At 76.5% G+C, this 20,909-nt stretch carries 22 protein-coding genes; 12 read left to right on the top strand and 10 right to left on the bottom strand.

Annotation, left to right across the window (positions count from 1 at the left end; genetic code table 11):
- Nucleotides 1-11 precede the first annotated feature (11 nt).
- From CHB98_RS13430 to cobA, 4 genes are read left to right on the top strand one after another with little or no spacing between them, the layout of a single operon-like run.
- The gene (locus CHB98_RS13430; RefSeq protein WP_245821138.1) at nt 12-341 is read left to right on the top strand and encodes a cobalamin biosynthesis protein; all 330 of its coding nucleotides are present in this window, start codon (nt 12-14) and stop codon (nt 339-341) included.
- A complete protein-coding gene (cobC, locus tag CHB98_RS13425; RefSeq protein WP_089306111.1) occupies nt 341-1,420 on the top strand; it encodes an Rv2231c family histidinol phosphate aminotransferase CobC in 1,080 nt (359 codons plus the stop codon). The genes CHB98_RS13430 and cobC overlap by 1 nt, the downstream gene beginning before the upstream one ends.
- Nucleotides 1,421-1,428: 8 nt before the next feature.
- Nucleotides 1,429-2,529, top strand: a complete 1,101-nt coding sequence (gene cobT, locus CHB98_RS13420; RefSeq protein WP_089306110.1) for a nicotinate-nucleotide--dimethylbenzimidazole phosphoribosyltransferase — start codon at nt 1,429-1,431, stop codon at nt 2,527-2,529.
- Nucleotides 2,526-3,785: a uroporphyrinogen-III C-methyltransferase gene (gene cobA / locus CHB98_RS13415; RefSeq protein ID WP_089306109.1), complete on the top strand. Its 1,260-nt coding sequence runs from the start codon at nt 2,526-2,528 to the stop codon at nt 3,783-3,785. Before cobT ends, cobA begins: the two co-directional genes overlap by 4 nt.
- A gap of 365 nt (nt 3,786-4,150) precedes the next feature.
- Here the strand turns inward: cobA and CHB98_RS22425 are convergent, their stop codons facing one another.
- Nucleotides 4,151-4,300 (bottom strand): hypothetical protein, encoded by a 150-nt coding sequence (locus CHB98_RS22425; RefSeq protein WP_245821137.1) that lies wholly within the window; start codon nt 4,298-4,300, stop codon nt 4,151-4,153.
- A gap of 1,109 nt (nt 4,301-5,409) precedes the next feature.
- Complete coding sequence (locus tag CHB98_RS13400; protein WP_089306107.1) at nt 5,410-6,117, bottom strand: (2Fe-2S)-binding protein; 708 nt, start codon at nt 6,115-6,117, stop codon at nt 5,410-5,412.
- A 185-nt stretch (nt 6,118-6,302) separates the two neighbouring features.
- On the opposite strand from CHB98_RS13400, the gene acs reads away from it, so the two are divergent.
- The 3 genes from acs (at nt 6,303) to CHB98_RS13385 (ending at nt 9,907) form a co-directional block, all read left to right on the top strand.
- Nucleotides 6,303-8,255: an acetate--CoA ligase gene (gene acs, locus CHB98_RS13395; protein ID WP_089306106.1), complete on the top strand. Its 1,953-nt coding sequence runs from the start codon at nt 6,303-6,305 to the stop codon at nt 8,253-8,255.
- 203 nt (nt 8,256-8,458) lie between these two features.
- A complete protein-coding gene (locus CHB98_RS13390; RefSeq protein WP_089306105.1) occupies nt 8,459-8,962 on the top strand; it encodes a phage holin family protein in 504 nt (167 codons plus the stop codon).
- 18 nt (nt 8,963-8,980) lie between these two features.
- Nucleotides 8,981-9,907: an alpha/beta fold hydrolase gene (locus CHB98_RS13385; protein WP_089306104.1), complete on the top strand. Its 927-nt coding sequence runs from the start codon at nt 8,981-8,983 to the stop codon at nt 9,905-9,907.
- Nucleotides 9,908-9,976: 69 nt separating this feature from the next.
- Here the strand turns inward: CHB98_RS13385 and CHB98_RS13380 are convergent, their stop codons facing one another.
- The 5 genes from CHB98_RS13380 to nth are packed head-to-tail and all read right to left on the bottom strand — an operon-like array spanning nt 9,977 to nt 13,746.
- Nucleotides 9,977-11,158 carry a MarP family serine protease gene (locus CHB98_RS13380; RefSeq protein ID WP_089306103.1) on the bottom strand — a complete coding sequence of 394 codons (1,182 nt, stop codon included), beginning with the start codon at nt 11,156-11,158 and terminating at the stop codon, nt 9,977-9,979.
- Between the two features lie 8 nt (nt 11,159-11,166).
- Nucleotides 11,167-11,580, bottom strand: a complete 414-nt coding sequence (locus tag CHB98_RS13375; RefSeq protein WP_245821135.1) for a cupredoxin domain-containing protein — start codon at nt 11,578-11,580, stop codon at nt 11,167-11,169.
- A gap of 41 nt (nt 11,581-11,621) precedes the next feature.
- Nucleotides 11,622-12,383 (bottom strand): NUDIX hydrolase, encoded by a 762-nt coding sequence (locus tag CHB98_RS13370; RefSeq protein ID WP_089306101.1) that lies wholly within the window; start codon nt 12,381-12,383, stop codon nt 11,622-11,624.
- Complete coding sequence (locus CHB98_RS13365) at nt 12,380-12,964, bottom strand: TlpA family protein disulfide reductase (RefSeq protein ID WP_089306100.1); 585 nt, start codon at nt 12,962-12,964, stop codon at nt 12,380-12,382. The genes CHB98_RS13370 and CHB98_RS13365 overlap by 4 nt, the downstream gene beginning before the upstream one ends.
- On the bottom strand, nt 12,961-13,746 hold the full coding sequence (gene nth / locus CHB98_RS13360; RefSeq protein WP_089306099.1) for an endonuclease III: 786 nt from the start codon (nt 13,744-13,746) through the stop codon (nt 12,961-12,963). The genes CHB98_RS13365 and nth overlap by 4 nt, the downstream gene beginning before the upstream one ends.
- A gap of 143 nt (nt 13,747-13,889) precedes the next feature.
- Between nth and CHB98_RS13355 the strand changes: the two genes are divergently transcribed.
- Both CHB98_RS13355 and CHB98_RS13350 read left to right on the top strand, forming a co-directional pair.
- Nucleotides 13,890-14,132: a hypothetical protein gene (locus CHB98_RS13355; protein ID WP_089306098.1), complete on the top strand. Its 243-nt coding sequence runs from the start codon at nt 13,890-13,892 to the stop codon at nt 14,130-14,132.
- A 245-nt stretch (nt 14,133-14,377) separates the two neighbouring features.
- Entirely contained in the window at nt 14,378-14,968 is a 591-nt protein-coding gene (locus CHB98_RS13350; protein ID WP_281251866.1) for a Crp/Fnr family transcriptional regulator, read from the top strand.
- Between the two features lie 23 nt (nt 14,969-14,991).
- Here the strand turns inward: CHB98_RS13350 and CHB98_RS13345 are convergent, their stop codons facing one another.
- Genes CHB98_RS13345 through sp36 form a run of 3 tightly spaced genes read right to left on the bottom strand, consistent with a single transcriptional unit; the run spans nt 14,992 to nt 16,438 of the window.
- Nucleotides 14,992-15,789: an NUDIX hydrolase gene (locus CHB98_RS13345; RefSeq protein ID WP_089306096.1), complete on the bottom strand. Its 798-nt coding sequence runs from the start codon at nt 15,787-15,789 to the stop codon at nt 14,992-14,994.
- A complete protein-coding gene (locus CHB98_RS13340; RefSeq protein ID WP_089306095.1) occupies nt 15,786-16,259 on the bottom strand; it encodes a RidA family protein in 474 nt (157 codons plus the stop codon). Before CHB98_RS13340 ends, CHB98_RS13345 begins: the two co-directional genes overlap by 4 nt.
- 5 nt (nt 16,260-16,264) lie before the next feature.
- Nucleotides 16,265-16,438: a Sp36 family protein gene (gene sp36, locus CHB98_RS21675; protein ID WP_089306094.1), complete on the bottom strand. Its 174-nt coding sequence runs from the start codon at nt 16,436-16,438 to the stop codon at nt 16,265-16,267.
- 94 nt (nt 16,439-16,532) lie between these two features.
- Here sp36 and bagA point away from each other — a divergent pair, with 94 nt between their 5' ends.
- The 3 genes from bagA to CHB98_RS13320 are packed head-to-tail and all read left to right on the top strand — an operon-like array spanning nt 16,533 to nt 20,901.
- Entirely contained in the window at nt 16,533-17,528 is a 996-nt protein-coding gene (gene bagA, locus CHB98_RS13330) for an ATPase BagA (protein WP_089306269.1), read from the top strand.
- Entirely contained in the window at nt 17,525-18,757 is a 1,233-nt protein-coding gene (gene bagB / locus CHB98_RS13325; protein ID WP_218822363.1) for an ATPase BagB, read from the top strand. The genes bagA and bagB overlap by 4 nt, the downstream gene beginning before the upstream one ends.
- A 41-nt stretch (nt 18,758-18,798) precedes the next feature.
- A complete protein-coding gene (locus tag CHB98_RS13320; RefSeq protein WP_089306093.1) occupies nt 18,799-20,901 on the top strand; it encodes a transglycosylase domain-containing protein in 2,103 nt (700 codons plus the stop codon).
- The last annotated feature ends 8 nt before the right edge of the window (nt 20,902-20,909 follow it).

Here is a 20,909-nt window from a genome sequence, read left to right as displayed (position 1 = left end):
CCGTGGTCGGGGTGGGTGCGCGACCCGGGGTGGGCGTCGCGGAGGTGCTGGCCGCGGTGGACGCCGTGCTGCCGGACCCGGCCGGCGAGGTGCGGCTGGCCACCCTGGACGCGCGCGCCGTGGAGCCCGGCCTGGTCGGCGCGGCCGCCGCGCGCGGCTGGCCGCTGACCGGGCACCCGGCCGCCGCGCTGGCCGCCGTGCCGGTGCCGTCGCCGTCGGCGCGGGTGGCCGCCGCGGTCGGGACGCCGTCGGTCGCGGAGGCCGCGGCGCTGCTCGGCGGGGGCACGCTGCTCGTGGGCCGGACGGTGGTCGGCCGGGTCACCGTGGCGGTGGCGACCTGATGGACGGCGTGGTGAGCGACCTGCACCACCACGGGGACGCCGAGCTGGCGCCCGGCCTGGTCGACCTGGCCGTCAACGTCCGCGCCGGGACGCCGCCGCCCTGGCTGCGCGCCGTCCTGCACGCGGCCCTGGACGACGCCGCGGGCTACCCCGACGCCGGCCCGGCGCGCGCCGCGGTGGCCGCCGCGCACGGCCGGCCGGTCGACGAGGTGCTGCTCACCGCCGGGGCGGCCGAGGCGTTCACGCTGACCGCGCGGGCCCTGGCGCCCCGCCGGGCGGTCGTGGTGCACCCGTCGTTCACCGAGCCGGAGGCCGCGCTGCGCGCCGCCGGGCACCCGGTGGCGCGGCTGCTGCTGGAGCCGCCCGGGTACGTGCTGCGGGCGGTGCCCGAGGACGCCGACCTGGTGGTGCTCGGCAACCCGACCAACCCGACCTCGGTGCTGCACCCGGCCGAGGCCGTCGCCGGGCTGGCCCGGCCGGGACGGGTGCTGCTGGTCGACGAGGCCTTCGCCGACACGGTGCCGGGGGAACCCGCGTCGCTGGCCGGGCGCCGCGACCTGCCGGGGCTGCTCGTGGTGCGCAGCCTGACCAAGACGTGGGGGCTGGCCGGGTTGCGGGTCGGCTACGCGCTCGGCCCGCCGGACCTGGTCGCGGCCCTGGCCGCGCAGCAGCCGCACTGGCCGGTGTCCACCCCCGCGCTGGCCGCGCTGGCCGCGTGCACCACCCCGGCCGCCCGCGCCGAGGCCGAGGGAGCGGCCCGCGAGCTGGCCGGGCACCGGGCCGCGCTGCTGGCCGCGCTGCCGCCGGGGGTCGAGGTGCTGGGAACGCCGCGCTCGTCGTTCGTGCTGCTCCGCGTGCCCGGCGGCGCGCGGGTGCGGGCGGCGCTGCGGGCCCGCGGCTGGGCGGTGCGCCGCGGCGACACCTTCCCCGGCCTGTCGCCGGACCACCTGCGCGTCGCCGTCCGGGACCCCGGCACCTCGGTGGCCTTCGCCGCCGACCTCGCTGCCATCCTGGGACCAGCGCTCCCCACGACACCGGCGTCCCGGGACGAGCACCGCATCCCCGAGGAGATCCGCTGAGCCGCCCGATGACACCCGACGCCGCCCCGTTCCCGGGCACCCTGCTGGGCGCGACGATCGCCGCGGTCACGCCGCGGGACGCCGGTGCCGAGCGCGCGGGCCGCGACCGGCTGGACCGGATGACCAAGCCGCCGGGCTCGCTCGGGGTGCTGGAGGACGTCGCCGCCCAGCTGGCCGGCACCGCGGGCAGCTGCCCGCCGCCGCTGCCGACGCCGGCCGCGGTGGCCGTCTTCGCCGGCGACCACGGGGTGCACGCCCAGGACGTCACCCCCTGGCCGCAGGAGGTGACCGCGCAGATGGTGGCCAACCTCGTCGGCGGCGGTGCGGTGGTCAACGCCTTCGCCGCGCAGCTGGGCGCCGACGTCGTCGTCGTGGACGTCGGGGTCGCCACCCCCTACGCCGTCGAGCCGGGCCCGGCGCTGCTGGTCCGCAGGGTCCGGCCGGGCACCGCCGACCTCGCCGTCGGCCCGGCGATGACCGTGGCGGAGGCCCGGCAGGCGGTCGAGGTCGGCATCGAGGTGGCCACCGCGCTGGCCGCCGACCACGGCTGCCTGGTCACCGGCGACATGGGCATCGCCAACACGACGGCGTCGGCCGCGCTGGTCTGCGCGTTCACCGGGGCCGCGGCCGCGGCGGCCACCGGCCGCGGCACGGGGGTCGACGACCCGACGCTGGCCCGCAAGGTCGCGGTCGTCGCTCGCGCGGCGGCCCGGGTGCCGGAGCGGCCGGCGACGCCGGAGGCCGCGCTGGCCGCGCTGGCGGAGGTCGGCGGCCTGGAGCACGCGGCGCTGGCCGGGTTCGTGCTGGGCTCGGCGGCGGCCCGGGTGCCGGTGCTGCTGGACGGCGTGATCGCCGGGTCGGCGGCGCTGGTCGCGGCCGCGCTGTGCCCGGCGGCGCTGGAGCACGCGCTGGCCGGGCACACCTCGGCCGAGCCGGGGCACGCCCTCGCGCTGCGGGCGCTGGGCCTGCGCCCGCTGCTCGGCCTGGACCTGCGCCTGGGCGAGGGCACCGGCGCGCTGCTGGCGCTGCCGCTGGTGGCCAGCGCGGCGCGGGCGCTGCGCGAGGTGGCGACGTTCGACTCCGCGGGCGTGACCGGGAAGTCACGGTGAAGCCCACCCCGGTCGACCCCGCCAGCGGGGTCGTCTACCCCGTCGGGCTGCGGCTGCTAGACCGGCACGTGGTCGTCGTGGGCGGCGGCCAGGTGGCGCACCGCCGCGTCGCCGGCCTGCTGGAGGCCCGCGCCCGGGTGACCGTGGTCAGCCCGGCGGTCACCCCGGCGTTGGAGGCCCTGGTCGGCCCGGGCGAGGTCGCCTGGGTGCAGCGCGCCTACCGGCCGGGCGACCTGGACGGCGCCTGGTACGCCGTGGCCGCCACCGACGACCCGGAGGTCAACGCGGCGGTGGCCGAGGAGGCCGAGCGGTCGCGGGTGTTCTGCGCCCGCGCCGACGACCGGTCGGCCTCCAGCGTGTGGACCCCCGCGGTCGGCCGCCAGGGCGACCTGGTGGTGGGCGTGCACGGCGGCGGGGACCCGCAGCGCGCGGTCGGGGTCCGGGACGCCGTGCTGGCCGGGCTGTCCGACGGCAGCATCCGCGACGACGCCGGGCGGCAGGTCGCCGGCGGCCGGCCGGGCTCGGTCGTCCTGGTCGGCGGCGGACCCGGTGACCCGGGGCTGATCACCGTGCGCGGCCAGCAGGCGGTGTCGCAGGCCGACGTCGTGCTGGCCGACCACCTGGCGCCGCAGTCGCTGCTGGCCTCGCTGCCGGCCGAGGTGGAGGTCATCGACGCCTCGAAGCTGCCCCGCGGGCGGTACATGGCCCAGGAGCAGATCAACGCGCTGCTGGTCGAGCACGCCCGCGCCGGCCGCCGGGTGGTGCGGCTCAAGGGCGGGGACCCGTTCGTCTTCGGCCGCGGCATGGAGGAGCTCGAGGCGTGCGTGGCCGCCGGCGTCCCGGTCGAGGTGGTGCCGGGGGTGACCAGCGCCATCGGCGTCCCCGGGCTGGCCGGCATCCCGGTCACCCACCGGGGGCTGACCCACGAGTTCGTCGTCGTCTCCGGGCACGTGCCGCCCGGGCACCCGCAGTCGCTGGTCGACTGGGCGGCGCTCGGCCGGCTGCGCGGCACGGTCGTCGTGCTCATGGGCGTGGACACCGCACCGGCGATCGCCGCGGCGCTCGTCGAGCACGGCCGGGCCCCGGAGACGCCGGTGGCCGTGGTCGCCGACGGCTCGACCCCCACGCAGCGCACGGTGCGCACCACGCTGGCCGACCTGGCGAAAACCCTGGCCGACGAGGGCATCCGGCCCCCGGCGGTGTGGGTGGTCGGGGACGTGGTCCGGCTGACCGCGCCGGTGGTTCCGCCGCACTGAGCTCCGCCCGCCGAGGTCCGCCCGCGCCCGCGTTCCCGCGGGAACGCGGCCGGTCACGCCACGGCCGTCACCTCCCCGGTGGTCCCGGCACGCTCGGCGGGGGGCGGTGTTCGAGGTCGCGGTGGTGCAGCAGGACGCCCACGACGTGGGCGAGGTCCATCCGCTCGCCGTTGACGTGCACCGCGTCGGGCAGGTCCGGTGTCCGGTCGGGGGGAGCAGCCGGGTGATCGACCTGCGCCGCGCCGGCGGATCGACGGGCCGGGGCGTCGCGGGAGCCGTGGTCCCTGGTGCCGTGTCCGACCGGCGTTCGATCGCGGTGTCGAGCGGGTGCACGCCGGCGACCAGCCGCTCGTCCGGCTCGCCGGTCAGCCCGTGCACCCCGTCGGCGGAGGCGACGTCGGCGGCCCCCACACCCGGCGGCCGTCCGGTGCGGTGACGACCAGCCGCCCGTTCCGGCGGGCCATGACGAGGTCCAGGTCGTGGGCCAGGCCGTGGTCGACGTCGCAGAGCAGCACCGGGTCGTCCAGGTCGGTGCGCCCGCCGTGCAGCCAGTGCCGCAGGTGGTGGGCGTGCAGCCGCTCGATACGGGTCTCCGGGCAGCCGGGGCGGGCGCAGCCGCCGTCGCGGCGGTGCAGCGCTGGGCCCGGGTGGCGAACCGGCGGGCGCGATCGACCGCCAGGGGCTCGCGGCCGCGTCCGAGCGGCGCCATCCCCGCACCACTCGCTCCGGTCGGGAGGCGGTGAGCTCGTGCGCCAGGCCCGACAGGATGGCCTCGGTGGCCGGCTCGGCGACCCGGGTCAGCGCCCGCACCTCGGCACAGGACAGCCGGCCGGCAGCGAACGCCGCTGCGGTGGCGGGGAGGACGGTCAGCGCGCGGGCCACCCGCACGTGCTCCCGGGCCGCACCGGCGGACAGCCCGCACTGCCACGCCGACCAGTGCGCGCACGAGCGGATGCCGACCGCACCCCAGCCCTCCCGGCGGTCGAACTCGGCCACCAGTGCCAGCCACGCCGCGGTGGCCGCCGCGAGCCGCACCGCACCGCCGGTGATCCGCCGCGCCAGCTCCTCCAGCGACAGCTCCCCGCGGCAGCCGGCTGAGACGGTGCGCGCCTCGGGGACCGGCGAGCGCCGGCATGCCGACCGTGCAGGCGGCCATCGGCAGCGAGGCGTGCGTGCGTGAACCCGTCGACGAGGATCTCGGCCGTCGTGCCGGCCGCGGCGGCCAGGCCGGCGACGTAGCGCAGCGGCACGAAGTGGTCGGGCGTGGGGACGGCGAGCCGGTGGTCCGAGTGCCCGTCGAGCGCCGCGACCTCGGCGGGCTGCTCCAGCAGCACCTCGCGCACCCGCTCGTCGAAGCGCCGCGCCCGGTCGGACCCGGTGTCGCCCGCGGCGCGGCTCACGGCGGACCGGTTGTGGACGACGTCGCCGCTGCCGACCACCAGGACGCCGTCCTCCCGGAGCGGCGCCAGCGCGGCATCCAGCGCGAGGTGCGCCCCGGCCGGCCCGTGGCGTCGGCCGACAGGTGGACCACCGGCACGTCGGCGTCGGGGGAGGCGTGTCGCAGCACCGACCCGGATCGCCCGCGGCCGCGGCACCGCCCGGCCGAACGCCCGCCTGCCGCGGGTCAGCGCATCCGCGCGGCGGCGTCCTCGAGCAGGACCTGCCTCTCGGCGGCCGGACGGCGGGGACAGGAGGTGCACAGCGGCTCGGGCGGCAGCCGGTAGAGCAGGCAGCACGACACCCGCCGGGTGAACCGGACGCCGGTGACGTCGACGTAGCGGGGCGCGGGCAGCGGTGGCCCGACCGCGGCGGCGAGCGGCGCGGCCAGGGCGGTGAGCCGGCCCTCCTCCCCGAGCGCCCGGCCCAGCGCGAGCAGCCGGTTGGCCAGCGAGTCGGCGGCGACCGCCCACAGCGGCCGCGGGCGCAGGCCCCCGGCCGCCGCCACGGTGTCGACGACGGCGGCCAGCGTCTCCCGCAGCTCCGCGGCGGTGTCCGCGCCCGGCGCGGACGAGGTCGCGGCGATCGGCGTCCCCCCGCCCAGCAGCGCCACGGACGTGTCCGCCAGCCGCGCCGACAGCGGCAGCCCGGTGGCCAGCCCGGCCAGCGCGGGGGTGAGCAGCACCGAGGACGCCGAGTACCACCACACCGTGGCCAGCACCCGCCGGTCCCCGGAGGCGTACCGCACGCCGAGCGCGGCCAGCCGGGCGGCGGTCCAGTCCGGGTCGGCGAACAGCACGGCGGGGACGGCGTCCGTCGACGGGGGCACGACCAGGCCGAGCGCCGCCGCGCCGGGCACCCGCACGGCCACCGCCGCCTGCAGCCCCGCCGTCACCGGGACAGTCTGCCCCGCCGGTGCGCCGACCCGGCCGTCGCGGTGCCGGACCGGGGCAGACGCGGAGCCCGCGTGGCCATACGGTGTGGCGGGGAGCACGCTGCGTCGCGTGGGGCCGTGCGCCGGACGCGACCACGCACAGGACAGGGGCGTCGACGACGACGCCGCGGAGCAGGAGGAGTCGCATGAGCGAGTCGACCGAACTGGCGGGCCGCAGGTTCCCGGTGCCGGAGCACGTGGCGGCACAGGCGAACGTGGGCCCCGACGCCCACGAGCGGGCCGCGCAGGACCGGCTGGGCTTCTGGGCCGAGGCGGCCGACCGGCTGACCTGGGCGCAGCGGTGGGACGAGGTGCTGGACTGGTCCAACCCACCGTTCGCCAAGTGGTTCGTCGGCGGGAAGCTCAACGTCGCCTACAACTGCGTCGACCGGCACGTCGAGGCCGGGCACGGCGAGCAGGTCGCCTACCACTGGGAGGGCGAGCCCGGCGACACCCGCACCCTCACCTACGCCCAGCTCAAGGACGAGGTCTCGCGGGCCGCCAACGCCCTGGTCGAGCTCGGCGTGCAGGCCGGCGACCGGGTCGCCATCTACCTGCCGATGATCCCCGAGGCGGTCATCTCGATGCTCGCCTGCGCGCGCATCGGCGCCGTCCACATGGTCGTGTTCGGCGGGTTCTCCGCCGACGCGCTGGCCAGCCGGCTCGAGGACTCCGGCGCCGTCCTGGTGATCACCTCCGACGGCGGCTACCGCCGCGGCGCGCCGTCCGCGCTCAAGCCGGCGGTGGACGACGCGGTGTCCCGCAGCCCCGGCGTCCGCAACGTGGTCGTGGTCAAGCGCACCGAGCAGGACGTCGAGTGGACCGAGGGCCGTGACCTGTGGTGGCACGAGACGGTGGACCGGCAGTCGGCCGAGCACACGCCGGAGGCCTTCGACGCCGAGCACCCGCTGTACATCATGTACACCTCGGGGACGACGGCGAAGCCCAAGGGCATCCTGCACACCTCCGGCGGCTACCTGACCCAGGTCGCCTACACGCACTGGGCGACCTTCGACCTCAAGGCCGACACCGACGTCTTCTGGACCGCCGCGGACGTCGGCTGGGTCACCGGCCACAGCTACATCGTCTACGGGCCGCTGGCCAACCGGGCGACCAGCGTCATGTACGAGGGCACGCCGGAGACGCCGCACCGCGGCCGCTGGTTCGAGCTGATCCAGAAGTACGGCGTGACCATCCTCTACACCGCCCCCACGGTGATCCGGACGTTCATGAAGTGGGGCGAGGACATCCCGGCCGGGTTCGACCTGTCCACCCTGCGGCTGCTCGGCTCGGTGGGCGAGCCGATCAACCCCGAGGCGTGGCTGTGGTACCAGGAGCACATCGGCGGCGGCCGGTGCCCGATCATGGACACCTGGTGGCAGACCGAGACCGGCGCGCACATGATCACCCCGCTGCCCGGCGTCACCAGCCTCAAGCCCGGCTCCGCGCAGACCCCCTTCCCCGGGATCTCGGCCAAGGTGGTCGACGACGAGGGCAACGAACTCGGCGACGACGCCACCGGGCTGCTGGTGCTCACCGAGCCGTGGCCGTCGATGCTGCGCACCATCTGGGGCGACGACGACCGATACGTCGACACCTACTGGTCGCGGTTCGGCAAGGAGGTCTACTTCGCCGGGGACGGCGCCAAGAAGGACGCCGACGGCGACATCTGGCTGCTCGGCCGGGTGGACGACGTCATGAACGTGTCCGGGCACCGCATCTCCACCACCGAGGTGGAGTCCTCCCTGGTCGCGCACCCGACGGTGGCCGAGGCGGCGGTCGTGGGCGCCAGCGACCCGACCACCGGGCAGGGCATCGTGGCCTTCGTCATCCTCCGCGGCAACGCCGAGGACTCCGGCGACGACCTGGTGCAGACGCTGCGCAACCACGTGGCCAAGGACATCGGCCCGATCGCCAAGCCCCGCCAGATCATGGTGGTGCAGGAGCTGCCCAAGACCCGCTCGGGCAAGATCATGCGCCGGCTGCTGCGCGACGTCGCGGAGAACCGCGAGCTCGGTGACGTCACCACGCTCACCGACGACTCGGTGATGAACCTGATCAAGGACAAGCTGCCGGCCTCGGCCTCCTCCGACGACTGAGGGAGGACCCCTCGCCCCCGCCGCTCACAGGCTCGCGGCGGGACCCTGCGAGGGGCCGTTCCAGCACCTCACGCCCCGGCCTCCCGGTGCACGACCCGGGAGGCCGGGGGGCGCGGGCGGTGATCGTGGGGCACGATTCCCCCGGTGGGTCCGTCGTCCGGGCGGCCCGACAGCCGTCCGTCCGACCCCAGGAGGTGCCCCTCGTGGCCCACAGCGCATCGTCGAGCCCGGCCGGGGTCCGCAGCACCCGCGCGGACGAGCCCTCGGTCGGCAGCCTCGTGCAGAGCGCCATGGCCGACGTCTCGACGCTGATCCGCAGCGAGATCGAGCTGGCCAAGGCCGAGATCGGCACGTCGGCGAAGAAGGCCGGCGTCGGGGCCGGGGCGCTGGCGGCCGCCGGCGTCCTGCTGGCCTTCTCCGGCGTGTTCCTGTTCATCGCGATCGCGGAGTTCCTCACCTGGCTGGGCCTGCAGCGCTGGATCTCCTACCTCATCGTGTGGTTCCTCCTGGTGCTGCTGGCCGCGGTCGCCGCCCTGGTCGGCCGCAGCGCGCTGAAGAAGATCGAGAAGCCCGAGCGCACCATCGAGACGCTGCGCGACCTGCCCGAGGTCATGCACCGCGAGGCCCCCGGCCAGCGGCGCCGCGAGGTGCCCACCGTCAGCAACGGCCGGGTCCAGCTGGCCGGCCGCGAGGACTACACCGTCTGACCGGCTCGCCCGGCCCCGGTGACCCCCGCCGACGAGGAGCCGCCGGACGCCACCAGCGTCCTGCTGCCCGGCCCGTGGACGCACCGCGACCTGTCGGCCAACGGCGTCCGGCTGCACGTCGCCGAGGCCGGCGAGGGGCCGCTGGTGCTGCTGCTGCACGGCTTCCCGGAGTTCTGGTGGGCCTGGCGGGCCCAGCTGCCGGCGCTGGCCGCGGCCGGGTTCCGCGCCGTGGCCCCGGACCTGCGCGGCTACGGCGGCAGCGACAAGCCGCCGCGCGGCTACGACCTGCCGACCGCCGCCTCGGACGTCGCCGCCCTGGTCCGCGCCCTCGGTGAGCAGGACGCCGTCGTGGTCGGGCACGACTGGGGCGGCCTGGTGGCCTGGACGATGGCCGCACTGCACCCGCGCAGCGTCCGGCGGCTGGCGGTGCTGTCGATGGCGCACCCCCGGCAGCTGCGCGCCGCGCTGCGCGACCGGGCGCAGCGGCGGGCGCTGCGGCACGTGCTCGGCTTCCAGCTCCCCCGGCTGCCCGAACGGCGGCTGACCCGCACCGACGACGACCCGGTCGCCGAGCTGCTGCGCCGGTGGGCCGGGCCGGGGTGGACGTCGACCGCGGACTTCGCGCTGGCCGTCTCCCGCTACCGGTCGGCGGCCCGGATCCCGCAGGCCGCCTACGGCTCGATGGAGTACTTCCGCTGGGCCGGCCGCTCCCAGGTCCGCCCCGACGGCTGGCGCTACGCCCGCCGGATGGCCGCCCCGGTGACCGCCCCGACGCTGCAGCTGCACGGCGACCAGGACACCTGCGTGCTGCCGTCGACCGCCCGCGGCTCGGGCCGCTACGTGGCCGGCGCCTACGCGTGGTGGGAGCTGCCCGGCGTGGGGCACTTCCCCCACGAGGAGGTCCCCGACGAGGTCAACCGGGCGCTCACCGACTGGCTCAGGTGAGTGTCTGGAACGGCCACCCTCCAGGGCCCCGCGCCGAGCGGAGCGAGGTGTGGGGGGAAGGGTGGTCCTTCATTCACAGGCGCCGGTCGCCACCGGGGAGGACGAGGCGGCACCGGTCGCGGCGGCGTCCTGGACCTCGTCGTAGGTGAGCGCGTACCCGGTGAGCGGGTCGTCGATGGCGGAGGCGAACACGACACCGAGCACCTGGCCCTGCGGGTCGAACAGCGGGCCGCCGGAGTTGCCGGCGCGCACCTCGCCGCGCAGCGCGTAGACGTCGCGGACCACGGTCTGCTCGTTGCGGAAGTCCGGGCCGCTGATGTCGGTGCGCTGGCGCACCCGCGACGACCCGACGAACAGCCCGCCGCCGCCGGGGTAGCCCATGATGATGGCGTCGTCCCCGGCCACGGCCGACTCGTCGGCGAACGTCAGCGGCACCTGCGGCAGCCCGGGCACGGCGAGCACCGCGACGTCGGCGGCCTCGTCGACGTACACCGGGACGGCGTCGTAGTCCTCGCCCTCCGCGCTGACCACCGGGTCGGAGACGCCGGCGAGCACGTGCGCGTTGGTCATCACCCGCTCGGCGGCGTAGACGAACCCGGAGCCGTCGATCTGCCGCGAGCACGACGGCGCGACGCCGCTGATCTGCACCACCGACCCGGCCACCGACTGCACCACCGGGCTGCCCAGCAGCGCCGGGTCCGGCGCCGGCACGTCGGGCACCTGCGTGGGGGTCAGCGGGTCGAGGACGTCGGGCAGCCCGTTGCGGTCGATCGTCTCCCGCAGCGAGTCGTACAGGCTCCGGACGCCGGCCGGGACGCTGCGGTCGACCGCCTGCACCAGCGCGGACTGCCGCACCTGGCCGGCCACCTCGGGGAACGGCGCGGTGGCCAGCGGGGTGGCGACCATCCACGCGACGAGCAGCACCGCGACCGCCGACAGCAGCGCCCCGGCGACGGAGTCCACGACCTCGGCCGGCTGCCAGGTCACCCGGCGGCGCACCGCCCGCCCCACCGCGCCGGCGACCACCTGGCCCAGCAGCGCGACGGCGAGGACCACCACCAGCGCGACGAACACCCGGGAGGTCGCCGTCCCGTCGAACCGGTCGGCGACCGGCTGGGACAGCTGGGCGCCCAGGACCGCGCCGCCGAAGAAGCCGAAGAAGGAGGTCGCCGAGACGATGACGCCCTGCCGGAACCCGGACAGGGCGAACACCAGCGCCAGCCCGATGAGGACGAGGTCGACGACCGACATGCGCGTACCTAGCCGCTGACCGTCATCGTGCCGTACTGCTCCAGCTGGGTGTGGAAGCTGCACTCGAAGCCGTACTCGCCCGGCGTGGTCACGGTGAACTCGATGGTCCGGCTCTCCCCCGGCGTGAGCAGCGGGATCTCCGGGTCGATCGGCTCCGGCCCGGCGCCCGGGGTGAAGCGGAAGTTGTGCGTCAGCTGCTCCGCGGCGTTGAGCACCGTCAGCCGCACCGGGCCGGGCGCGACGGTGAAGGCGTCGGGGGTGAACACGTAGTCGTCCTGCGTCCGCAGGGTGACCTCCTGCACGCCGTCCGGCGCCGTGGTCACCGTGCCCAGCGCCGGGCCGGACGACGGCGCCGCCGCCGCCGGCCCGGCCGTCTCCCCGCCACCGCAGCCGGCCAGCAGGACCACGGCGAGAGCGGCCACCACGGCCTTCCTGCAGGGGCCCGGCGCGAGCGTTCTGGCGTTCATCGCGGGGGAACCGTACGCGCAGACAGCCCGTCGGGTGCGGGGTCGGCGACTGTCGGCGCGGCGGCGTCCTCGTCGTCGGCCGGGTCGAGCGTGCCGGGCAGCTGCGGGCGGCGGGCGCCGAGCGCCGGCAGGGGCCGGACGTCGGAGGGGTCCCAGGGCCGGCCCAGCCCCGCCGCCTCGAGGATCGCGTCGAGCAGGGCGCCGGTGAAGCCCCAGACCACCATGCCCGCGACGCCGAACGCCGGGCCGACGTAGCCCGACGGGTGCCGGATGCGGAAGCGGTTGGCCGGGTCGGCGAGGTCGGCCAGCGGCACCCGCGCCACCCGGGCCACCTCGCGCGGGTCGCCCACGGTGACGTCGCGCGGGTCGTCCCACCAGCCCACGACGGGGACGACGAGGTTGTCCGAGGGGCCGAGGAACAGCTCGGGCAGGGTGGCCAGCACCCGCACCCCGTCGGGGTCGATGCCGGCCTCCTCCTCCGCCTCGCGCAGCGCGGTGCCCACCGGGTAGTCGTCACCGGGGTCCGCTCCCCCGCCGGGGAAGGCCGGCTGCCCGGCGTGGGTCCGCAGGTGGGCGGACTTCTCGATGAGCAGGACGTCGGCGCCGCGCGGCCCCTCGCCGAACAGGATGAGGACGGCCGAGCGGCGGGCGGTCGCCGTCGGCCGGGGCATCCGGTGCCGCAGCGGGAGGTCGTCGCCGGCCGCGAGCAGCCGGTGCAGGTAGCCGGGGAGGTCGGCGGGGAGGCCGGCCCCGGTCACAGCGTCACCCCGAGGTGCTCGGCGGCCAGCGCCTCGAACTCGGCGAGGTCGGCGACCGGCCCCACCTGGACGTGGGCGATCCCGCCGTCGGCGTCCAGCAGGTAGGTGTAGGGCAGCCCGTTGAGGCCCAGGCCGGCCATGACCTCGCCGTCCCCGTCGAAGGCGCTGGGGAAGGTCGCCCCGGCGTCCGCGGCGAAGGACGCCGCCTGCGGGGCGCCGTCGCGGCTGACGATGCCGACCACGGCCAGCCGGCCCCCGGCGGCGTCGGCCAGCTGCTGCACCAGCGGCAGCTCCTCGCGGCACGGGCCGCACCAGCTGGCCCACAGGTTGACCACGGCCGGCACACCCGGCGCGCGGCCGAGGTCCAGCGTCCCGCCGCCGGGGCACTCCAGGACCAGCGGCGGGAGCGTCTCGGCACCCCTCGCGGGCCGGTCGGCCTGCTCCGGGCACGGCTCGAGGGCGAACGGCGGGGTGGCGGGCGCCGGCGGCGGGGGCCCGTCGCCGGCGGCGTCCGCGGTGCACCCGGCCAGCGCCAGGCCGAGCGCCAGCGCGCCGGCCGCCGTCCTGCTGCGCGCGCTCATTCGGTGTCGGAGGCGGCCGGGGTCCTGACCAGCGCCGTGGCCACCTCCGGGTCGGTCGGGCCGATGCCGTAGGAGGGGCACCACTGCGCGAGGCCGCAGGCACCGCAGGCCGCCTTCTTGGCGTGGCACACCCGCCGGCCGTGGAAGATCACCCGGTGGCTGAACATGGTCCAGTCACGCTCGGGGACCAGCTCGGCGACCTCGGCCTCGACCTTCACCGGGTCCTCCTCCGCCGTCCAGCCGAACCGGCGCACCAGCCGGCCGAAGTGGGTGTCCACGGTGAGGCCCGGGACGCCGAAGGCGTTGCCGAGGACGACGTTGGCGGTCTTGCGGCCGACGCCGGGCAGGGTGACCAGGTCGGCCATCCGCCCGGGCACCTCGCCGTCGAAGCGCTCGACCAGCGCCTGCGCCAGCCCCAGCACCGAGTTGGCCTTGGCGCGGAAGAAGCCGGTGGGCTTGAGGATGGCCTCCAGCTCGGCGCGGTCGGCCCCCGCGAGCGCCGGGGCGTCGGGGTAGCGGGCGAACAGCGCGGGGGTGACCTTGTTGACCGTCTTGTCGGTGGTCTGCGCGGACAGCACGGTGGCGACCAGGAGCTCGAAGGCGTCGGTGAAGTCCAGCTCGCAGTGCGCGTCGGGGTGGATCAGCGCCAGCTCGCGGGCCATCCGCCGGGCCCGCCGGGTGCGCGCCAGCGGCGTCTCGTCCGGGTCGAACGGGGAGCCGCCCCGGGCGGCTGCGCGGCGGGCGCGCGGCGGGACGGGCCGGGCGTGGGCGGGCGAGGACACGCGGTCGAGGGTAGGCGGACCGGCCGACCGTCCCGGGCGCGTGCCATCATCGCGACCGTCGCGGTGTCCCGCGGCGCACCGGGGTACACAGGAGTGCGGGCGCGGCCGGTCGGCCACGCCCCCGGCGAGGAGAGGAGCACCGGGTGGTCGCCCTCAGCGTCATCCTGTTCCCGCCCCTCGTCATCGCCTTCCTGCTGGTGATGGAGCGCGTCGAGGAGCCGCTGCGCCGGCCCGCCGGCCCGCGCGAGGTGGCCGAGTTCCTCTCCACCGCCACCCCGGGCGAGGTGGACACGCTCGCCAACTCCGGCATCCGCCGCGCCATCACGCGCTGGCGCCGCCGCCGGGCGTCCCGGGTGCGCCGCGAGGCCGAGCCGCCCGTCGTCTGAGTGGGACCCCCCTGCCCTCGAGGGGTGGGGCGGTCCCACTGATCGGGTGATGATCGGCACAGCCCCCTAGACTCTCCGGGACGGCGCCGCGAGGGAAGCGGCTGCTGACCGGGCCGGCCGCGTGCCGGCTCCCCTGTGCGGTGTGTGCGAGAGGACGCGTAGTGGACGAGGTGCTGGCCCAGTCAGGGCTCTTCCAGGGACTGCCGGCGGAATCGGTGGACCCTGTCGCGAGCCGCCTGGAGACCGTGACGCTCCCCCGCGGCCGCGTGGTCTTCAACGAGGGCGAGCCGGGCGACAGCCTCTACATCGTCATGTCCGGCAAGATCAAGCTGTCCCGCCGCGCGCCGGACGGCCGGGAAAACGTGCTGGCCGTCATGGGCCCGTCGGACCAGTTCGGCGAGCTGTCGGTCTTCGACCCCGGCCCGCGGACGGCGACGGCCACCGCCGTCACCGACGTCAAACTGGCCCGCATGCCGCAGTCGGTGCTGCGCCCGTGGATCGAGGCGCACCCCGAGGTCGGCGAGCGGCTGCTGCACGTGCTCGCCCGCCGGCTGCGCCGCACCAACGACTCGGTCGCGGACCTGATCTTCACCGACGTCCCCGGGCGGGTGGCCAAGGCGCTGCTGCAGATGGCCGACCGGTTCGGCAGCCGCGAGGGCGAGGGCCTGCGCGTCAAGCACGACCTCACGCAGGAGGAGCTGGCCCAGCTGGTCGGCGCCTCGCGGGAGACGGTGAACAAGGCACTGGCCGACTTCGTGCACCGCGGCTGGATCCAGCTGCAGGGCAAGTCGGTGGTCGTCCTCGACGAGGAGCGCCTGCGCCGCCGCGCGCGGTGACGCCTCTCCCCAGCTCCCGGGACTCAGGACGGGAGCGGCACGACCATCCGGATGCGGGTGCCGTCGGGCAGCACGGCCCAGCGGCCGTCGGGCTCGTCGGCGAATGACGGGCAGATCGGGTGCAGCGGCTCCGGCGGCGACCCGGCCAGCGCGGCGGCCACGTCGGCGAAGGGCTCCAGCTGCCCGAGGGTGTGGATCGTCGGCGGCAGCATGGGGCGCAGGCCGGACGACATCTCGGCCAGCGCGGCGGCCGGCGTCAGCCAGCTCACCTCGTCGGCCTCGCCGGTGACGTGCCGGGCCTCCTGGCCGACCGGCAGCGCGGCGGCGAAGAACTTGGTGTCGTAGCGCCGCGGCTCGGCCGGCGGGGTGATCCAGTGCGCGAAGGGTCGCAGCAGGTCCGACCGCAGGGCCAGGCGGCGGCCGGCCAGCAGCTCGGCGAGGGACAGCTCGCGGGCGAGCAGGGCCTGCCGCTGGGCCTCCCACTCGTCGCCGGACACGTCCGGCACGACGTCCCCGCCGTCGGCCGCGCCGGCGAGCAGCACCCCGGCCTCCTCGAACGTCTCGCGGACCGCGGCGCAGACCAGCTCGCGGGCCGTCCGCTCGTCGCAGCCGAAGGCGTGCGCCCACTCGGCGGGCGGGGGGCCGGCCCACGCCGTCTGGACGTCGCCGTCACGCGGGTCGACCCCGCCGCCGGGGTAGGCGGTCATCCCGCCGGCGAAGGGCATGCCGCGGGTGCGCCGGAGCAGGTAGACCTCCAGGCCGGGCGTGCCGTCGCGCAGCAGCACCACGGTCGCCGCCTGCTTCGGCTCCGCGGGGCTCACCTCAGCTCGACCGTCAGCTCGACCTCGACGGGGGCGCCCAGCGGGAGCTCGGCCACGCCGACGGCGCTGCGCGCGTGCCGGCCGGCCTCGCCGAAGATCCGCCCGAGCAGCTCGCTGGCGCCGTTGACCACCCGCGGCTGGCCGGTGAAGCCCTCCGCGCTGGCGACGTAGCCGACCACGCGCACGACGCGGGCCACCTGGTCCAGGCCCACCAGGTCGTCGATCGCGGCCAGGGCGTTGAGGGCGCACAGCTTGGCGTCGTGCGCGGCGTCCTCGGCGTCCACCGAGCCGCCGACCTTGCCGGTGCGGCGCAGCCCACCGTCGACGAAGGGCAGCTGGCCGGAGGTGTGCACCAGCTGGCCGCTGCGCACCGCCGGCACGTAGGCGGCGACGGGCGTCGCGACCGGCGGCAGCCGGATGCCGAGCTCGGCCAGCCGGGCGTGCCAGCTCTGGGCCTGCGGGCCGCTCACGTCGCTCAGCCGGCCGGGCGCTTGAGGTAGGCCACGGGCTGGTCGGCGCCACCGGGCCCCGGCAGCACGGTGACCAGCTCCCACCCGTCGACGCCCCAGGAGTCCAGGATCGCCTTGGTGTTGTGGATCAGCAGCGGGATGGTGGCGTACTCCCACCGCACGCGGGCCGGTTCGCTCATGGGCGCGACGCTAGCGCAGCCCCCCGGCTCCGGCCCGGGCCCGTCCCGGGCCCGCGAGGGGTGCGATGTGCGGGCGACTCCTAGGCTCGTGCCCGTGGACCCCGCCCCCTCCCCCGTGCGCTGTCACGTCGTCACCGGGAAGGGCGGGACCGGCAAGACCACGGTCGCCGCGGCCCTCGCCCTCGCCCTGGCCGCCGACGGCCGGCAGGTGCTGCTGGTGGAGACCGAGGGCCGCCAGGGCATCGCGCAGCTGTTCGACACCCCGCCGCTGCCCTACGAGGAGCGGCGGGTCGCCGTCACCCGCGGCGGCGGCGAGGTCAAGGCGCTGGCCATCGACGTCGAGGAGGCCCTCCTCGAGTACCTGGAGATGTTCTACAACCTGCGCCGCGCCGGCCGGGCGCTGCGCCGGGTGGGCGCGGTCGACTTCGCCACGACGATCGCCCCGGGCCTGCGCGACGTGCTGCTCACCGGCAAGGTCAAGGAGGCGGTCACCCGTCGCCGCCCCGACGGCCGCCCGGTGCATGACGCCGTCGTCGTCGACGCCCCGCCCACCGGCCGGATCACCCGCTTCCTCAACGTCACCGGCGAGATGGCCGGCCTGACCCGCTCCGGGCCGATCAAGACGCAGAGCGACGGCGTCATGGCCGTGCTCCGGTCGCCGCAGACGGCGGTCCACCTGGTCACGCTGCTGGAGGACATGCCCGTGCAGGAGACCGCCGACGCGATCGCCGAGCTCACCTCGGTCGGGCTGCCGCTGGGGTCGGTCGTGGTGAACATGGCCACCGAGCCGGCGCTGCCCGAACCGGAGCTCGTCCGCGCCGCCGAGGACGGCCTGGCCGGCGCCGACCTCGCCGCGGCCCTGGCCGCCGCCGGACTGCAGGACGTGCCCGGGCTGGCCGACGCGCTGGCCGCCGCGGCCACCGAGCACGCCCGCCGCTGGGCCGCCCAGGACGAGCTGCGCGACGAGGTGGAGGCGCTGGGCCGCCCGACGCTGGAGCTGCCCCTGCTGCCCGGCCCGATCGACCTCGGGGCGCTGTTCGAGCTCGCCGGCCGGCTCGAGGAGCACCTGCGCGCGGGGGTGGCGGCGTGACCCGGACGACCGCGCGCACCCGCCGGCAGCCCCGCCCGCCGGCACCCCCCGCGCCGGAGGCGCTGCCCTTCGAGCTGGCCGAGCTGGTCACCGACCCCGGCACCCGGATCGTGGTCTGCTGCGGCGCCGGGGGCGTGGGCAAGACGACGACGTCGGCGGCCCTCGGGCTGGCCGCGGCGCAGGCCGGGCGCACCGTGGTCGTCCTCACCATCGACCCGGCGCGCCGGCTGGCGCAGTCCCTCGGCCTGGTGGAGCTGGACAACGAGCCCCGGCGGATCGACGTCCCCGGGGCCCCCGGCGAGCTGCACGCGATGATGCTGGACATGAAGCGCACCTTCGACGACATCGTCGTGGCGCACTCCACCCCCGAGCGGGCCCAGCAGATCCTGGACAACCCCTTCTACCAGACCCTGTCGTCCTCCTTCGCGGGCACGCAGGAGTACATGGCGATGGAGAAGCTCGGTCAGCTGCGGGCCGGCGACCGGTGGGACCTCGTCATCGTCGACACGCCGCCGTCGCGGTCGGCGCTGGACTTCCTCGACGCCCCGAACCGGATGAGCCGCTTCCTCGACGGCACGATGATCCGGCTGCTCACCGCCCCGAGCCGGACCGGGTTCCGGATCGCCAGCGCCGGCTTCCTGTTCTTCAGCCGGATCATCTCCAAGATCCTCGGCGGGCAGCTGCTGCGGGACATCTCCGCCTTCGTCTCCGCGCTGGACACCATGTTCGGCGGCTTCCGCGAGCGGGCGACCGCCACCTACGAGCTGCTGCGCCGGCCGGGCACCTGGTTCGTCGTGGTCGCCACCCCCGAGCCCGACGCGCTGCGGGAGGCCTCCTACTTCGTCGACCGGCTGTCCACCGAGCGGATGCCGCTGGCCGGGCTGGTGCTCAACCGCACCCACCCGCCGACGACGACGGCGCTGTCGGCGACCCGGGCCGACGGCGCGGCCGAGGAGGTGCTGGAGGCCGGGGGCGAGGGTGCGGAGCTCGCGGCCGGGGCGCTGCGGGTGCACGCCGAGCGGATGGCGCTGGCCACCCGCGAGCAGCACCTGGCCGACCGGTTCACCAGCGCCCACCCGGAGGTCGCCGTCCGCACCGTGCCGGCGACCGCCGGCGACGTGCACGACCTCGACGGGCTGCGCGTCATGGCCGACGCCCTGATCGGCCCGGACGGCGACACGCCAACTGGGGTGCCGCGCCGGCGCATCCTCCCCGCGCGCCGTCGCTGACCGCGAGGCCGCGCGCGAGCCGGCACGTACATTGGCCTGCGATGTCTCCCGCCGCCCCTCCCCGCGCCCGGGTCCTCGCCCAGCTCGCCGCCACCATCCTCCTCGCCGGAGCGCTGGTCGCCGGCATGCTGCTGCCCTTCGTGGGGGGCACCGGCGTGGCCGCCCGCAACTCCGCGTCCCTGCTGGACGCCCTGCCGGTGGAGCTCACCGACGAGGCACCGGCGGGCAACACCCGGGTGCTCGCGGCCGACGGCTCGCTGATCACGATGTTCTACCGGAACGACCGCACGCCGGTGCCCTCGGACCGGATCGCGCCGGTCATGAAGGACGCGCTGGTGGCCATCGAGGACTCCCGCTTCGGTGAGCACAACGGCCTGGACGTGCAGGGCACGGCGCGGGCGCTGGCCACCAACCTGGCGGCCGGCTCGGTGCAGGAGGGCGGCTCGACGCTCACGCAGCAGCTGGTCAAGCAGACCCTCGCGCAGACCGCGGACACCGCCGAGGAGCGGCTGGCCGCCACCGAGGAGAGCGTGGGCCGCAAGCTGCGCGAGGCGCGCCTCGCCCTCGCCCTGGAGGAGCAGTACTCCAAGGACGAGATCCTCACCCGCTACCTCAACCTCGTGTACTTCGGCCAGGGCTCCTACGGCGTGCAGGCCGCCGCGCAGCGCTACTTCAGCGCGGACGCCGCCGAGCTGACCCTGCCGCAGGCGGCCATGCTCGCCGGCCTGGTGCAGAGCCCCTCGGTCGACGACCCGATCACCAACCCGGAGAACGGGCAGAACCGGCGCAACCAGGTGCTGCAGCGGATGCTGGACCTGGGCATGATCACCCAGGCCGAGTTCGCCGAGACCGCCGCGCTGCCGGTGCAGGTCGCCCCCGGTGCCGGTGCGCCCAACGGCTGCATCGACGCCACCATGGGCGGCTTCTTCTGCGCCTTCGTCGCCGACCACCTCACCGGCACGCTGGGGCTGACCCAGGAGGAGATCGAGACCGGCGGCCTGACGATCCAGACGACGCTGCGGCCGGACCTGCAGCGCTCGGCCGACCAGGCGGTGCTGCGCGAGCTGGAGATGGGCGACTCGCTGGCCGGCACGTTCACCGCCGTCGAGCCGGGCACCGGCCACGTGCTGGCGATGGCCGTCAACCGCCGCTTCGGCTGCGACGGCCCGGAGTGTGAATCGGTGAACCTCAACGTCGTCGCCGGGCAGGGCGCCGGCTCCACCTACAAGGTGTTCACCGCCGCCGCGGCGCTCGAGCGGGGCTTCCCGATCTCCCACGTCATCACGGCCGGCGAGCCGTACGTCTCGCGCGTGTACAAGGACGGCGGCCGCCCCTACGACGTGGAGAACGTCGGCAACGGCTACCCGCGGACGCTGTCGATGACCGACGCGCTGATCCGCTCGTCGAACACCTACTTCCTCGCGCTGGAGGACCAGCTCGGCAGCGTCGAGGGCCCGGTGCGCATGGCCGAGCGGATGGGCATGCGGTTCAGCGCGACGCCGGCCGACCAGATCATCGCCGAGAACCGGGGGTCGTTCACCTTCGGCCCGGAGGCGACCAGCCCGCTGTACCTGGCCAGCGCCTACTCCACGCTGGCCGCCGACGGCACCCGGTGCGACCCCACCCCGGTGACCGCCGTGCTCGACCGGTCCGGCCAGCCCCTGACCCGCGACGGCCGGCCGGTCGTCACCGGCGACCGGTGCACGCCCGGCGCGGTCCCCCCGGCGATCGCCACCACGCTCAACCAGGTGCTGGTCGGGGACACCGAGTCCCCCTACGGCACCGGACGCAACGCGGCCATCCCCGGGCACCGGATCGCCGGGAAGACCGGTACCAGCCAGGACAACCTCTCGGTCGCCTTCATCGGGTACACCCCGGAGTACGCGGCCAGCGTCATGGTCTACAACCCCAAGGAGCGCGAGCAGGTCCGGGGCTTCGGCGGCGGCATGCCGGCGACGATCTTCTACCACGCCATGGCCCCCGTCCTCGCCGGCCAGCCGGCGGTGCCCTTCACCGAGCCGCCGCCGGTCCCGCGGGCTCCCGCGCCGACCGCGCCGGCCGCGCAGGCCTCCGGGGGCGACGCCGGTGACCAGCGGCCGGGCCGTCCGGCCGGGCGCCCCGGAGGGGGCCGCCCCGGCGGCTGATCGTGCGG

It is taken from the genome of Geodermatophilus pulveris, assembly GCF_900188375.1.
GTDB classification, from domain to species: Bacteria; Actinomycetota; Actinomycetes; order Mycobacteriales; family Geodermatophilaceae; genus Geodermatophilus; species Geodermatophilus pulveris.
The sequence above is the reverse complement of the archived record's forward strand: the minus strand, read 5'-3'. Positions and strand labels throughout refer to the sequence as shown.

Bases quoted from the DNA above. Each gene is read 5' to 3' on its own strand.
- sp36 (WP_089306094.1), bottom strand. From the start codon at position 16,438: ATGAGCGAACCGGCCCGCGTGCGGTGGGAGTACGCCACCATCCCGCTG.
- cobT (WP_089306110.1), top strand. From the start codon at position 1,429: ATGACACCCGACGCCGCCCCGTTCCCGGGCACCCTGCTGGGCGCGACG.
- acs (WP_089306106.1), top strand. From the start codon at position 6,303: ATGAGCGAGTCGACCGAACTGGCGGGCCGCAGGTTCCCGGTGCCGGAG.
- CHB98_RS13380 (WP_089306103.1), bottom strand. From the start codon at position 11,158: ATGTCGGTCGTCGACCTCGTCCTCATCGGGCTGGCGCTGGTGTTCGCC.
- cobC (WP_089306111.1), top strand. From the start codon at position 341: ATGGACGGCGTGGTGAGCGACCTGCACCACCACGGGGACGCCGAGCTG.
- CHB98_RS13365 (WP_089306100.1), bottom strand. From the start codon at position 12,964: ATGAGCGCGCGCAGCAGGACGGCGGCCGGCGCGCTGGCGCTCGGCCTG.
- CHB98_RS13320 (WP_089306093.1), top strand. From the start codon at position 18,799: ATGTCTCCCGCCGCCCCTCCCCGCGCCCGGGTCCTCGCCCAGCTCGCC.